The organism is Skermanella sp. TT6, assembly GCF_016653635.2.
GTDB classification, from domain to species: domain Bacteria; phylum Pseudomonadota; class Alphaproteobacteria; order Azospirillales; family Azospirillaceae; genus Skermanella; species Skermanella cutis.
Genome location: NZ_CP067421.1, coordinates 91,698 through 105,934, shown reverse-complemented (window position 1 = coordinate 105,934; position 14,237 = coordinate 91,698). Strand labels below are relative to the sequence as shown.

At 64.0% G+C, this 14,237-nt stretch carries 15 protein-coding genes; 11 read left to right on the top strand and 4 right to left on the bottom strand.

Translation table 11 applies throughout. The features are described from left to right. Nucleotides 1-22 precede the first annotated feature (22 nt). From IGS68_RS28320 to IGS68_RS28285, 8 genes are all read left to right on the top strand, one after another. Nucleotides 23-493: a c-type cytochrome gene (locus IGS68_RS28320; RefSeq protein WP_201082442.1), complete on the top strand. Its 471-nt coding sequence runs from the start codon at nt 23-25 to the stop codon at nt 491-493. A gap of 134 nt (nt 494-627) precedes the next feature. Further along, the gene (locus tag IGS68_RS28315; protein WP_201082441.1) at nt 628-1,140 is read left to right on the top strand and encodes a hypothetical protein; all 513 of its coding nucleotides are present in this window, start codon (nt 628-630) and stop codon (nt 1,138-1,140) included. After that, on the top strand, nt 1,137-1,541 hold the full coding sequence (locus IGS68_RS28310) for a hypothetical protein (RefSeq protein WP_201082440.1): 405 nt from the start codon (nt 1,137-1,139) through the stop codon (nt 1,539-1,541). The genes IGS68_RS28315 and IGS68_RS28310 overlap by 4 nt, the downstream gene beginning before the upstream one ends. A 41-nt stretch (nt 1,542-1,582) precedes the next feature. Beyond that, nucleotides 1,583-2,188 (top strand): DUF4142 domain-containing protein, encoded by a 606-nt coding sequence (locus tag IGS68_RS28305; protein WP_201082439.1) that lies wholly within the window; start codon nt 1,583-1,585, stop codon nt 2,186-2,188. Between the two features lie 114 nt (nt 2,189-2,302). Next, nucleotides 2,303-2,755: a (2Fe-2S)-binding protein gene (locus IGS68_RS28300; RefSeq protein WP_201082437.1), complete on the top strand. Its 453-nt coding sequence runs from the start codon at nt 2,303-2,305 to the stop codon at nt 2,753-2,755. A 3-nt stretch (nt 2,756-2,758) separates the two neighbouring features. Continuing rightward, on the top strand, nt 2,759-5,068 hold the full coding sequence (locus IGS68_RS28295; RefSeq protein WP_201082435.1) for a xanthine dehydrogenase family protein molybdopterin-binding subunit: 2,310 nt from the start codon (nt 2,759-2,761) through the stop codon (nt 5,066-5,068). 162 nt (nt 5,069-5,230) lie between these two features. Then, on the top strand, nt 5,231-5,860 hold the full coding sequence (locus IGS68_RS28290; protein ID WP_201082433.1) for a hypothetical protein: 630 nt from the start codon (nt 5,231-5,233) through the stop codon (nt 5,858-5,860). Between the two features lie 184 nt (nt 5,861-6,044). Next, nucleotides 6,045-7,142 (top strand): TRAP transporter substrate-binding protein, encoded by a 1,098-nt coding sequence (locus IGS68_RS28285; RefSeq protein ID WP_201082810.1) that lies wholly within the window; start codon nt 6,045-6,047, stop codon nt 7,140-7,142. A 135-nt stretch (nt 7,143-7,277) separates the two neighbouring features. Here the strand turns inward: IGS68_RS28285 and IGS68_RS28280 are convergent, their stop codons facing one another. The 4 genes from IGS68_RS28280 to IGS68_RS28265 all read right to left on the bottom strand — a co-directional run bounded on the left by IGS68_RS28280 (nt 7,278) and on the right by IGS68_RS28265 (nt 10,893). Next, nucleotides 7,278-7,907, bottom strand: a complete 630-nt coding sequence (locus tag IGS68_RS28280; protein WP_201082431.1) for an AAA family ATPase — start codon at nt 7,905-7,907, stop codon at nt 7,278-7,280. A gap of 3 nt (nt 7,908-7,910) precedes the next feature. Next, nucleotides 7,911-8,264: a type II toxin-antitoxin system prevent-host-death family antitoxin gene (locus tag IGS68_RS28275; protein WP_201082428.1), complete on the bottom strand. Its 354-nt coding sequence runs from the start codon at nt 8,262-8,264 to the stop codon at nt 7,911-7,913. Between the two features lie 176 nt (nt 8,265-8,440). Next, a complete protein-coding gene (locus IGS68_RS28270) occupies nt 8,441-9,094 on the bottom strand; it encodes an RraA family protein (RefSeq protein ID WP_201082426.1) in 654 nt (217 codons plus the stop codon). A gap of 446 nt (nt 9,095-9,540) precedes the next feature. Continuing rightward, entirely contained in the window at nt 9,541-10,893 is a 1,353-nt protein-coding gene (locus tag IGS68_RS28265; RefSeq protein ID WP_201082424.1) for a glycosyltransferase family protein, read from the bottom strand. A gap of 713 nt (nt 10,894-11,606) precedes the next feature. On the opposite strand from IGS68_RS28265, the gene IGS68_RS28260 reads away from it, so the two are divergent. The 3 genes from IGS68_RS28260 (at nt 11,607) to IGS68_RS28250 (ending at nt 13,991) form a co-directional block, all read left to right on the top strand. Further along, nucleotides 11,607-12,419 carry an ion transporter gene (locus IGS68_RS28260; protein WP_201082808.1) on the top strand — a complete coding sequence of 271 codons (813 nt, stop codon included), beginning with the start codon at nt 11,607-11,609 and terminating at the stop codon, nt 12,417-12,419. A 161-nt stretch (nt 12,420-12,580) separates the two neighbouring features. Beyond that, nucleotides 12,581-13,366 (top strand): guanitoxin biosynthesis heme-dependent pre-guanitoxin N-hydroxylase GntA, encoded by a 786-nt coding sequence (gene gntA / locus IGS68_RS28255; protein WP_201082806.1) that lies wholly within the window; start codon nt 12,581-12,583, stop codon nt 13,364-13,366. Next, nucleotides 13,359-13,991, top strand: coding sequence for a DUF1989 domain-containing protein (locus IGS68_RS28250; RefSeq protein WP_201082422.1), 633 nt, complete (start codon nt 13,359-13,361; stop codon nt 13,989-13,991). Before gntA ends, IGS68_RS28250 begins: the two co-directional genes overlap by 8 nt. The last annotated feature ends 246 nt before the right edge of the window (nt 13,992-14,237 follow it).

Below are 14,237 nucleotides of genomic sequence, written 5' to 3'. Positions count from 1 at the left end.
TCCAGGGGGTTTCGGCAAGAAAATGAAGAATTTCAGCTTGGTTCTGACCGCTGCGATCATGGCGTCGGCTTTCCTGGCCGGCCCGGTCCTTGGTGCCGATCAAGGCAAGGCGATATACGAGAAGGCGAACTGTGTCGGCTGCCACAAATGGCACGGTGGTGGAGGCGGCGGATACGGCGGCGCGGCACTCTCCCTCCGCGACACTCGAATGGACCGGGATCAGCTCATCGAAGTGGTCCGTTGCGGTCGTCCGGGAACCAGAATGCCTTTCCACGACAGGCATTCCTGGTCATCGGAAGGGTGCTACGGGATGAACCCGAAGGAGGCCGGCGTCGAACAACCGCCGCAGGCCGCGGAGTTCCTGTCGCCGGAGGAGATCGTAGCCGTGTCCGACTACGTCACCGCCAACATGAAGGGCAAAGGCAAGCCCGACCGTGCGGATTGCGTTGCCTTCTGGGGAGAAGAGGCGAAACAATGCCGAAGCTACAAATGACATCATGTCTTTCGGCGGTGGTCGCGTGCCTTGTGGCGGCGGCTCCTGTCACTGCCCGCGCCGTGGATATGCACCAGACCGATGTGCGTCGGATCACGGTCGGCACCATGCTCGACGGGAATTCCGCGGTCGGCTTGACCGGGTTCGCCTGTGCGGACCGGGCCGGGCCGCCTCTCTCGGACTGGACCGAGTACAGGAGCTGTCCTGCCGACGCCGGGGGACTGCGCCGGATCCACTTCGAGTTCGAGGAGGACAAGCAGCTGGCCAGGTTCGCCGACCGGTGGGAGGGAACCAAGATTGCCGGACACCCGGTAATCCTCACCATGTCCGTCGCGGACAACGGCATGATCGAGGACCTGCGCATCGTGACGGACTCGAAGGCCAGCCCGTACCTGAGGAAGAAGGCGTTTCTCCTGTCCCTGAAAGTCCGGGATCACTACGGACCCCGGGACTGGACGTGCAGGGATCTCCCGCGGCAAGCCGGCGAGACGGAGATAGGGGGCATGTTCGTCAAGCAGGAATGCACCAAGTCCATCGACGGCCGCACTCTCCGGATGCAGACGAACCTGTTCCGGGGAGCCGGCCAGGAAGGAAAGACCTATGAGGATTCCGTAAGCGTCCTGGTGACGCGGGCCTCCGCGTCATGACCGGGGCCGGCATCCCGGCAGTGCGCCGAAGCCTTCTGTGCGCGGCATTTCTCGGCCTCCTCGGCCAGACGGCGCTTGCCCACAACAATCCGAGTATGAAGGAAACCCTCGTCCGCACCGTTCCGATCGCACCGGCGGCCGATGGCGGCCCCGTGAGCAGCGAACCCTTCCAGCTCAAGCTTCCACCCCGTACCGTCGAGATCCTCTGGAAGGTCGTCGCGGACAGACCCGATGACGTTCGTTTCGACGTCGAGGCCGATGGCAAGACGGTGGCGACCGACGTCCATCACGGCAAGGCCACGCCCCTGATCAGGGCGGACACCATCCGCCTCATGGCTGTCCGGGGTGCCGGCTCCTCGCTGGAGATCGAGGTGTTCGCGAACGTGATGGAAAAGAGATGACGGCTCGCTCCGGATCAACAAGACAACCTCGGGGAGGACTCATGTCCATCCATATCCGTGTCACGACAGCCGCGGCCTTCTGCGCGCTGGTCCTCGCATTCTGCGGCTCCGCCTCCCAGGCCCAGACAACGGTCACCACCGGCGCGGATACGCCCGCGATATCCGACGCCAAATTCGTCGAGGAGGCCACCGCCGCCGGAATGGCCGAGGTCGAGGCTGGGAAGCTCGCGGCGAGCAAGGCGGACGGCTCCGACGTCAAGGCTTTCGCCGAGAGCATGGTACGCGATCATGAGAAAGCGAATGCCGAACTTCTGAGGATTGCCGAGGAGCAGGGCTTTCCGCCCGGAGGCAGCAAGGGCGGCACGCCGCTGAGTGCGGAGCAGGCGGCTGCCCGGCAGCAGGAGAGCAACCTCTCGAACCTCTCCGGCCAGGAGTTCGACCGTGAGTACATGGCAGGCCAGGTGAAGAGTCACGTCGAGGCGGTCAGGCTCTACGAGGCCCAGGCCGCAGTCAGTGAGGACGACCGGCTCCGCGCTTTCGCAACGCAGCAGCTGCCGGTCCTGAGGCAGCACCTGGAGAAAGCGCAATCCATCGCCGAGCCGCTCCTTGGCAATGAAACCGCGTCGGGCGGATCGCCGAAGCAGTAAGGGAACTCTGGGAACAGTGCGGCCTCCCTACCGAAAAACGATCCGTCAGGGCCGGCACTGAATGAAACAGGAACCGAGAAACTGGCAAGCCACAAGCTGGAAGGGAGAGGCTCGATGGCCATTACGTTGACCGTTAACGGGCAGCAACACCAGGTGGATGTTCCGCCCGACACCCCCTTGCTATGGGTCATCCGGGACACGATCGGGTTGACCGGCACCAAATATGGTTGCGGCATCGCCGCGTGCGGCGCCTGCACCGTCCATGTCGGCGGCGAGGCCGTGCGCTCCTGCGTCACTTTCGTCGGCGATGTCCAGGGGCCGGTGACCACGATCGAGGGGCTGGACCCGCGAGGCGACCATCCGGTCCAGCGCGCCTGGCGCGAAGCCAACGTGCCGCAATGCGGGTTCTGCCAGTCGGGGCAGATCATGCAGGCCGCCGCCTTCATCGCCTCGACGCCGAATCCGGACGACAAGCAGATCACCACGGCCATGGCGGGAAACCTATGCCGCTGCGGCTGCTACCAGCGGATCCACGCCGCCGTCAAAGCGGCCGGAACGGGAGCCTGAGCCATGCCCGCACGAGCGCTCATCCAGAATGTCAGCCGCCGCAGCTTTCTCAAGGGTGCCGGCTCCGCGGCCGGCCTGATCGTGGCCCTGCAGTTCCTGCCGATCGGTCGGGCATCGGCGGCAGCGGCCTATGCCACCGGCGCCGGCGAGATGCCGCACGGAACGGTCAACGACCCGCATGTCTTCATCAGCATAGATCCTTCGGGCACGGTCACGATCGTGACGCACCGGTCGGAGATGGGAACCGGCATCCGGACCAGTCTGCCCATGGTGGTCGCGGATGAGTTGGAAGCCGAATGGACTCGGGTGAAGCTTGTCCAGGCGCTTGCCGATGAGCCGCGTTACGGCAATCAGGACACCGACGGCTCGCGCAGCATGCGCCATTTCATCCAGCCGATGCGGCAGTGCGGCGCAGCCATGCGCCAGATGCTCGAACAGGCAGCGGCCAACCAGTGGAAAGTGCCGGTCGGCGAGGTCCGGGCCAGAAACCACGAGGTCCTGCACCAGGCATCCGGCCGCAAGCTGGGCTACGGGGACCTCGCCCAGGCCGCCATGGACATTCCCGTGCCGCCGATCGAGCAGCTCAACCTGAAGCCGGATGCCGAGTTCCGGTATATGGGCAAGGGAAACATCGGGATCTACGACCTGCACGACATCACGACCGGCAAGGCGCAGTACGGGCAGGATGTCGTACGGCCCGGCATGAAGTATGCCGTCGTCGCCCGGCCGCCTGTCGTCGGCGGGAGGGTCAAGACGTTCGACGACAAGGAGGCCCTCGAGGTTCCTGGAGTCGAGAGGATCATCGAGATCCCGACACAGGATCCCAGGGTCAAGTACACCCCGCTGGGTGGTATCGCCGTGGTCGCCAACAGCACCTGGGCTGCCATCAAGGGGCGCGAGGCGCTCAAGATCGAGTGGGACAACGGGTCGAATGCGTCCTACGACAGCGCGGCGTACAAGGCGGCGATGGAGCGAACCGCCCGAGGCCCCGCCAAGATCGTCCGGGATGAGGGCGATCCTGAAAAGGCCTTTGCCGGTGCCGCGAAGAAGATGTCGGCTGAATATTATGTCCCGCACCTCGCCTGTGCCCCGATGGAGCCGATGGTCGCGACGGCCGTGGCGGGTGACGGCCAGTGCGAGGTATGGGCGCCGCTGCAGTATCCCTACGGCTGCCGGGAGGATCTGGCGAAGTTGCTCGACCTGCCGATCGAGAAGGTGACGGTGCACGTCACCTTGCTGGGCGGCGGCTTCGGCCGCAAGTCCCAGTCCGACTACGCCCAGGAGGCGGTCCTGATATCGAAGGCGCTCGGCGGAACCCCGGTCAAGCTGAACTGGACACGGGAGGACGATATCCAGCACAGCTTCTATCACACTGTCTGCTTCAATCGGTTGGAAGCCGCCCTGGACGGCAACGGTAAAGTGACGGGCTGGCTGCACCGCACCGTGGCGCCCAGCCTGATGTCCACCTTCATGCCGGACCCGAAGTACGAGCACTCTCTCGAACTCGCGATGGGCGTCGTCGACGTGCCGTTCGCGATCCCCAACATCAGGTGCGAGAACGGGGAGGCCGAGGCGCATACCAGGATCGGCTGGTTCAGGTCGGTATCGAACATCCCGCACGCCTTCGCCGTCCAGTCCTTCGTGGCCGAGATCGCGCACGAGTTGGGCAGGGACCCCAAGGACTTTCTCCTGGAGTTGATCGGCCCATCCAGGAAGATCGACATCAAGGCAGCCGGCGTGGTGGACGATTTCTGGAACTACGGCGATCCCTACGACACCTATCCGATCGACACCGGGCGCCTTGCGAACGTCGTCAGGGTCGCGGCGGAGCAGATCGGCTGGGGTCGCCAGATGCCCAAGGGGCATGGTCTCGGCATCGCCGTGCATCGCAGCTTCCTGACTTACGTGGCGACGGCGATGGAGGTGGCGATCGATGATCAGGGCAATCTGACTATTCCCCAGGTCGACACTGCGATCGACTGCGGCTTCGCGGTCAATCCGGAACGCATCCGGTCGCAAATCGAGGGCGCTGCGGTCATGGGGATGAGTTCCACCATGTTCAGCGAGATCACCTTCGAGGAGGGCAGGGCGGTCCAGGGCAACTACGATACCTTCGAGGTCGCGCGGATGGACACCTCCCCGCTCGTCGTGCGGACCCACATCATTCCGCACGGCTACGATGTGCCGGCGAGCGGGGTCGGCGAGCCGGGCGTTCCGCCCTTCGCGCCGGCCCTCTGCAACGCGATCTTCGCAGCGACCGGTAAACGCATCCGCACCTTGCCGATCGGTCGGCAGGATCTGCGGCCGGCGTAATCTGCCGGGACGTCCTTATGATACCGGCCCCGCGGGAGATCGTGATCTTCATCTCGCGGACACTCCGGTCGGGCAATGGCCCGACCGGAGTGTCGAGCCCCGTTACGCGCCACTGCAGCACCAAATCCCGGCTGCAGATCATCGAGCCACAGAGGATTGACCATGATCGCCCGTATCAGCATCACCTCCCCAGCCATTGCCATCATTCTCGCGCTCGGGACAGGCGCGCTGGCGCAGACCATGACCGACAAGGATGAGAAACCGGTTCACGTGCAGGGCCGAATCTCAAGCATCGACGAAAACCGGATCACCATCACGACTTCCCACGGCGAAACTGACCTTACGCTGGCGCCTGACGTGACTTTCTACAGCCTGTCTCCCGCAAGTCCGGACTCGGTGACGACCGAGGCGTCGATCGCGGTCGCGGGACCGGCTGCGCAGGAAGAGAAGATCATGGCCAAGGTCGTGGTTATCTATCCTCAAGGCTCATCCGGAGAAAGCGGAACCTACCTGACCTGGAACCTGACGCCGGACAGCATGATGCGAAACGGTGTGGTCAGGGAGATCCATGACGAACCCGGCGGCCGGGTCGTTGGATTATCATATCCTCAGGGGGGAGCTACCGTCGTGATTCCGCCGGATGCCACGATATTGACGGCTTCCCAGACCGACATGGAAGCGCTTCGAGAAGGTGCGCATGTTTACGTTCCGTCTGCCGAGAGAGGTAGCGGAGGCACCCTGGAAGCTGAAATGATCGCCGTCGGGGAGAACGGTTACGAACCGAAATTCTGAGCAGGTGACGGGATCCGAGGGGCGAAAACCCGGGCAAGTCCATGCCGTCGGCTCAGCGAGCAAATCCGTGACTACACCGATGCTTGGCATGCCGTAGTCGTGCCGCTATCGAATTCGGGCGTGTGGGTTGGAAAAAGAGGTTGCTTACGTACAAAAACAAGACAACAGGAGGAGGCACCCCGTGATCAATCGCCGAGACATCTTGGCCGGCAGTATCGCCGGCGTTTCCGCAGCCGCGACCCTGGCGGCTGCCGGTGCCGCATCGGCCCAGACCGCCGCCACGGAACTGCGCTGGCGCATGACGTCGAGCTATCCTGCTTCGCTCGATGCCGTCTACGGAGCCGGGGAGATCTTCATCCAGGTACTCGGTGAGCTGTCGCAGGGGCGGATGCAGATCCAGCACTTCGCCTCCGGCGAGATCGTGGGCGGGCTGCAGGCCCTCGACGCCGTCCAGAACGGCACCGTGGAATGCTGCGACACTTCCCCGTTCTACTATGTCGGCAAGGACCCGGCCTTCACCTTCGGGTCCGCCATGCCGTTCGGCCTGACGACGCGCCAGCAGAACTCCTGGCTGTTCCAGGCCGGCGGGCTGAACCTGCTGAACGAGCTGTTCGGCAGGTACAACGTGTTCGGCCTGCCGATCGGCAACACCAATGCCCAGATGGCCGGCTGGTTCCGCAAGGAGATCAAGTCGGTCGAGGACCTGCGCGGTCTGAAGATGCGGGTTGGCGGGCTGGCGGGCCGCATCGTCGCCAAGCTCGGGGTGGTGCCCCAGCAGATCGCCGCCGGTGACATCTACCCGGCGCTGGAACGGGGAGCGATCGATGCGGCCGAGTGGGTCGGCCCCTACGACGACGAACGGCTGGGGCTCTACAAGATCGCGCCGTACTACTATTATCCGGGCTGGTGGGAGGCATCATCCACGATCTTCCTCCTGATCAACAAGGGCCGGTGGGACGCGCTGACGCCGTTCGACCAGGCTTTGATGCGGGTCGCCGCCCAAGATGCCATGACCCTGACGATCGCCAAGTACGACCAGCTCAATTCGGTCGCCATCCGGCGCCTTGTGGCAGGTGGCGCGCAGTTGCGGTCTTTTCCGCAGGACGTGATGGATGCCTGCTACAAGTCCGCCAACGAAGTGTTCGCGGAGATCGGCGGCGAGAACGAAATGTTCAAGCGCCTCCATGACCATCTGACGGGGTTCCGCAACGAGCAGAATCTGTGGCACCAGATCGCCGAGTACAGCTACCAGACCTTCATGATCCGATCCCGCAAGCTTTGAATGCCAGGGGCGGCGTGCTGCCGCCCCGTCCCACCGAGATACTCTCCTGAAGATTGCGAGCGCGCCGTGCGGATGGTGTGCGAACACGGGGGAGAGCACTGCGCCCATCGGCTCGCCGGTGCCCGCTCCGGGCAATCAGGGCGATACCTGGAAAACCGCTTCGAGAATACACTTCGACCACTCCGGAACCGGCGCAAGGCGATCCAGATCATCGGGAGCGGGGTAGGGAGGTTTGCCGCGCTCGTGGTCGATCACCAGGATCGGAGGAGGCACTTCGGCTCCGGGCAGTACCGTGACGCTGTTGTCGAAAACCTGGAGAGATGCCAGCACCGGGACCAGTCGACAGAGGTTGGCCCGGGACGCCTGCCAGCGTTCACGAACCTTCTGCTCCGGAATCGGGTGGCCACCCCTGGAGACCCGAAGGGCCACGCGCTGGAGATGAAGATCGATGCTCGCCAATCCGACATACAGCACATGAACATCGTGGGTGGCCGCCGCCCGACGGAGAAGCGACAAAATCGTCTTGCCGCCCAGGGTCGTCTCGAACGCGAAATCCATCCTGGTCCGGATAGCCTCCTCAAGGCGCTCCCTGCCATACTCCCAGGCACGGGCATTCGCCTCGCCCGGACTGGACCCATGGGCGATCAGGCCACGGGTATACTCATCCGGATTGAACCAATCGATATCGTTCGCCGCCAGCCGTGCTCCGACGACCGAGCTCTTCCCGGCACCGTTGACACCGGCCAGGACCAGGATTTCCGGCAACGCTCAGAAGCTCTCGCCGGCGATCGGCGGGTTTGGGACCTGGCCGGTCATGGCGCGCAGCCTTTTGATCTTGTCTGCCATTGTCCCGTCTTTCATCCGAGCGATACGCTCATCGAAACGCCGGGTCAGATCGGCAACGGGATCTTCCGCGGCTGCACCTGGAACGGACAAGGCTTGCATCACCCGGTCGTATTCCTCCCTGGACATGATGACCATATCCGCATGACCGCGGCTCGTGACCGCGATGCGGCCCTTGGCACGAACTTCCCGGGCGACCGTGCCCCACTTGTCCTGCACCTCCGTGGAGCTGCGGGCCGGCAAGCTCTCGGCATCGACGATGTAAGCGTGCGCTGTCATGCCTTGTCTCCTCGGATCGACTGGATCGGCTATCAAGTGGGGATTATAGCCATTCCCTCCAAGTTCGCCATTCGATTGATGAATCGATGCCACGGCACCATGCTGAAACCGAGGATGTCGCCATGGCGGCGCGACCCGACCAAATCGGCCTCCGGAAATCCCGGCGCGGTTCAGATTCAGGCCAGCCCGAAGATATCGCGGACCTTGTCGCCCGCCGCCAGTCGCTCCGTCCATTCCGCCTCGAGCGTCAGCTTGGCCTCCGCCGCGTCGATCAGGCTCTCCAGGTGCGCCGGCGCGAGCGCCGCCAACCCGTCGCCGTCGCCGATGATCAGGTCTCCGGGATCGACGGGGCAGCCTCCGACCTCGACCGTTCCGTTGACCTCGCCTTCGGCAGCCGCGGTCGGTCCGCGGGGATTGACGGCGCGAGAATAGACCGCGAACCCGGTCATCGTCGCCAGGACCGCAGTGTCGCGGACAGCGCCGTCGCAGACGACGCCTGCGGCACCCTTGCGATGGAGGTGTCCCCCGAGCACGTCGCCGATCATCGCATGCGCCGGGTGTCCCCCCGCTGCGATCACCAGCACGTTGCCCGGTTCGACATGTTCCAGAGCGTGCAGCACCGCGCCGAAATCGGGCGGGGCGCAGCGCGCGGTGACGGCCCTGCCGAAGAGGGCGGGCTGCTGGCCCGCCGGACGCAGGGCCGCGATCGCCGGATCGATCTGGCGATCCGGTACGAGGTCCACGATGACCGAAACGGGAATCCTGCGCCAGCGGGCGAGCAGGTCTTCCGCCGGCGCGGCCGGTCGGGTCGGATGGACGATCACGGTCATTTGGCGGTTTCCTCCGAAGTTCCTTCGAACGCGGTTCACGGACAGTCCATCACCGTTATGGCGAGCCGGGCGTGACTTCGAACTGATCTTGGGCTGAAGGACGAAAGGGCGGCGAGCCATGTCCGGAGCTGCGGTCAACGGCTGCCGGGCCAGCAGCATATGGTTGCCGCCGTCCGAACCGCAACCACCTCTCCGGCCGGCTCCGTCGGCGTCCGGGGCGAGTCGAGCAGCAGACAAGCCGCCGACCATGATGGACCCCATCAAACGGCGGATACCGGGTCCCGCAGTGCGGACGCACGCCGCCGGTGGAGACCTGCCGACAGGCGGACCTGACACCCTCGCAGTCCGCGAAGTGCGCCGGAGCCGCCATGTCGAGGGAAGATCGAGGCCCCCTTCCGCCGGCGCGCGGCCTCGCTGGCATGCCCGTCCGCGGACGGGTTCCCGCCCTACCGGCCGGCTGATACCATGCGTCGTTCCAGGGGCGCGGAATCGGCGATGCGGGGTGCCTCGCGCCCGATCAGACGGAGGAACCGTTCCGCGACGGGTACCGGGCTGTAATGATCGAGAACCCAGGCGCGACCTTGGACCGAGATACGTTCGAGCACCGCCGGTTCGGCGACGATCCGGTCTATGGCGTCCTGGGCGCGGTCGAAATCAATGCCGATATAATGTTCCCAGTTGGTCGGACGCACCGGCAGGGCCATGCCGTACTTGTCGAAATCGGCGTGGATGCTGACGCAACCGGCCGCCATGGCCTCCCAGAAGCGCCAGCTGTCCCACTGGGTGATGCGCCTGCCCTTCAGGTCGTACCGGCGCATCAGGCGCCACATCAGGACGAACAGCGGATTGGCCTGACTGCGGGGCCAGGACGGAATGAACCAGCCACAGAAGGACGCCGTCGCCATCACGGACATCAACTCTTCGTAGAAGACCGGGGTATGTCGCCGGCCTGTCTGCTTCCACATCAGATGATGGTAAGCCTCTTCGGGCATGCCCATCGCGGAAAAGGATGCCGGGAGCGCCGCATCGGAAATCGGATAGAAGAGGTCCTGTGCCGCCTTTCGAACCGACTGCATCTTGCCGACATGGCGGAAATTATAGCGCAGGGTCCGTTCACGCTGGTCGAACGGCGGGATGTGGGAGAGTTCGCGAAGCTGGCGCTTCGACAGCCCCAGTGCCCACGGCTTGACGTTGGAGGGCAACTTCTGGTCCACGCAGCGATGTGCGCTGAGGATCAGGTCGAACCGCTTCGGATAGAGCGTCACCAGCCTGTGCTGGTCAAGGCTGCTCTGGTCGGTGTGGTGCGTAAGAACCCGAACTTGGGTGGAGTTCGGCTTCAGGTTCAGGATGAATTCCAGCCCATCGTGGAACTGGATCATTCCTGAGTCGAAGATCACGATGTCGCAATCGTCGGGCGTTACGTCCGGATCGTGCCTGAACAGGGTTTCGTTCGTCTGCGCGGAGGTCCGCCAGTAGGGGCGCGGCGCGTAAAGTGAAAAGCCCAGCATGGCCAAGCCCTCGCAAAGCGCGATGGCGGTGTGGGGATACATGGTCTGCTGAGGGTCGGGTTCGACGGGCGGCGCGTAGAAGTATACAGTCGCCATGATTTTCTCCAGCGGCTTCGAGTTGGTGGACCGGATCAGGATCGCAGTCGGGATTTCCCGGATTTCCAGGGTGCCGGCACCGAGGAATGGCAGGCTCTCCCGGATCGGCAAAAAGCTCGCCCGACCGAAGGGGCACGCAGCAGTCGGCGGAAGGACACCGGCAGCGTCAGGGCGATGTGGAGAAGCTCCACCCACTGCGCCGCGGTATCAGGCGACGACGGATAGCCCCCGAACCGCAGGCATCATCGGTGAAGAACATTCAAGAATATGGAATTTCGCCTCATTCACAGCCGCGATATACATGATTTTAACAAATTTATTCTCATCTGTTCAAACCGAGACGTGTTTTAATCCTGAAGGAGGGCTGACCAGAGCTTGGGCCGGCCGGCAGGCGTCATGGACGGCCCGAAACCACGACTGTCCGGCACGGTACTTGCTAATCAACCATTGAGAACATTTCTAGTGACCGTTTTCTCCTTCGGTTCGTCATCCGCGGGCTTGACCCGCGGATCTCAAGGCACGGAGGCTCCGATGCTTCCCGTGAACGATGCCCGGATCAAGTCCGGGCATGACGAAAAAGGGAAGATGAAGCATCCTGAGCATCAGCTTAGGGTTGATCAGCAATCATCGTGCCGGACAGCCGTGGCCCGAAACGGGCTTCGATAGTCGGCTGACTTATCCCGCGGGATGCCTGGAAGTCTCGGCTCGGGCGCCGGGAAAGGTTGGCTTTCGCCGCCGCATCCACGACCCGAAAGCCCCGATCCGCGCCCGGGACGGGATCCGGCGGCTGTCGCGAACGGTGGACAACCGCAGAGTTCCCGATGTATGTCCTGCGCTTGCCGGTGCATATCGATAGGTATCCACCGCCCCTGATGACAGGTCGAACAATTTCCGATGTCCTAATGTCAATCGAGCACCTCAAGCGCGTCGTCGAAGCCGAGTCATTCCAGCGGTTCATCGTCGTGATCATCCTGATCAACGCCGTGACGCTCGGCCTGGAAACTTCGGAAACGGCCATGGCCCGGGCCGGCGCGGCGCTGTACGTCATCGACCGCATCATCCTCGGCATCTTCGTCGCGGAACTGGCTGCCAAGCTGGTGGTCTATCGCCGCCGCTTCTTCGCCAGCGGCTGGAATCTCTTCGACCTTGCGGTCATCGGCGTCTCGGTCATTCCCGCGACCGGCAATTTCTCGATCCTGCGCGCCCTGCGCATCCTTCGCGTCCTGCGCCTGCTGTCGGTCATGCCCCAGCTTCGGCGCGTCATCGAGGCGCTGATGCACGCCATGCCCGGCATGGGGTCGATCGGCCTCGTGCTGGCGCTGATCTATTACGTGTCGGCCGTGCTGGCGACGAAACTGTTCGCCGCCAGCTTCCCCGACTGGTTCGGCTCGATCGGCGCCTCGATGTACACGCTCTTCCAGCTCATGACGCTCGAAAGCTGGTCGATGGGCATCGTCCGTCCCGTGATGGAGGTCTATCCCTGGTCCTGGCTGTTCTTCGTGCCGTTCATCATCGTCACCAGCTTCGCCGTGCTCAATCTGGTGATCGCGATCATCGTCAACTCGATGCAGACCTTGCAGGAAGACCAGACCAAGGCCGAGAAGGCGATGATACATGAGGAAGCCATGACCGTGGCAGGGGAGGTGGCGGCACTTCGGACCGAACTGGCCGAGATCCGGACCCTGCTGGAAAAGGAGCCGCCCCGCCCCCGAAACGACTGACCGGCCGCGGCATGCGGCCCACGCGCCGAAGGAATGCGAGCCGTGGGCGGGCCGCCCCGGGTCATCCGGATCTGCGCCGCGGAGGGGGCGCCCGTGCCTGCCGGTCCTTGATCGCCCGTTCCCGAGCCGCCGCCCCTCCTCGCGGAACCTTTCGCGAACACATGGGTTTACGTGGTTCACGATCGAGGACCTCGAAGTTGACGGACGCAAGCGCGGCCACGAAGGGCGAGCAATTCAATCCGGAGGCGGACATCAGGGAGTTCATCCTGGACCAGGGGTTTCCCTGCGTCGGCGCGAAGTCGGCCGTCCAGAAGGGAAGAATGACGGTCTACACCGCACGGAGCATCGATAGCTCCTGGGACGACGTCGCCATCCAGGAGCGGCTGATGCGTTTCGCCTGGGAATACACCCAGGACCCGACGCTCTTCACCAGTTTCGCCGTCATCTTCCAGGGGCCGGCCCGCCTTGCCGAGGAGGATTTCGAACGCAACCTGTGGGATCGGGTCCAATCCCTGACCGACAAGGATGCCTGGCGGGGCCAGCAACACGATCCCCGTGTGAGCGCCGACCCCGACGACCCTCATTTCGCGCTCAGCTTCGGCGGACAGGCCTTCTTCGTCGTCGGGCTCCATCCGCAAGCCAGCCGGCCGGCGCGCCGTTTCTCCCATCCGGCCATGATCTTCAACCTTCATGACCAGTTCCAGATGCTGCGCGATCAAAATCGCTATGAGAAGCTGCGCGCGGCCATCCTCGACCGGGACGTGAAGCTTGCCGGCGACGTCAATCCGATGCTTGCCCGGCACGGTGAAAGTTCGGAGGCAAGGCAGTACAGCGGCCGGATCATCGAACCGGACTGGGCCTGTCCCTACAGCCGGAAGCTTGCCCCGCCGGTACACCCCCACCCGATCGACACCCTGCATGATTTCCTGGGGAAACGCGATGCCTGAGGCATACGGAACCGCATACGGAACAATCGTCGCCATCCCGCCGCGCAGCGGCACGGCATTCGAACTGGATGCCGGGGACACGCTGGCGGTGATCGATCCGGAAGGCGGCCAGGTCGCCGACCTTCTCGCCGTCTCCCGGGCGGATACCCGCGAAATGATCTCTTCGGGCAGGACGCTCGATTACGCCGAGCGGATCTATCTGACGACGGGCGACAAACTCTATTCGAACCGCTCGAACGTCATGCTCGATATCGTCGAGGATACCGTGGGGCGCCACGATTTCCTGCTCACCCCCTGCAGCGAAGCGACCTTCCGGCTCTGCTACGACGACGAGCCGCCCCACCAGGGCTGCCACGGCAACCTCGCCGGGGCCCTGCGTCCCTACGGGATCGGGGAAGATGCCATCCCCGTCGCGTTCAACTGCTTCATGAACGTGCCGGTGGACGGCGAGACCGGCAGGTTCAAGGTGCTGCCGCCCTTGAGCAAGGCGGGAGACCGCATCGTCTTCAGGGCGCGGATGGATCTGGTGATCGGCCTCACGGCCTGTTCGGCGCCGGCGAGCAACGGCGGCAGCTTCAAGCCCATACATTATTCCGTCCGGAAGGCCGGAGACGCGGCCCCGTGATCCGGGCCGGGAGCGGCATTTCCGTTCCGACGTCATCACGAACATCCCGACTTCCCGGCACGCCGCAGCGCGTTGCCGCTCCCGAAAGCGTTCCGCCCGCCATGACTCCCGGGATCGCGGGCGAGCAACCGCCGCTGCGGATATAGGCTCATCCGCGCCCCTTGCCGCTGGTTATAGCTTATTCCGATAGCCACGTTCGTTAATTGGTATTTCCCACATATTCCGGACACGTCTATTCTCGAAGCC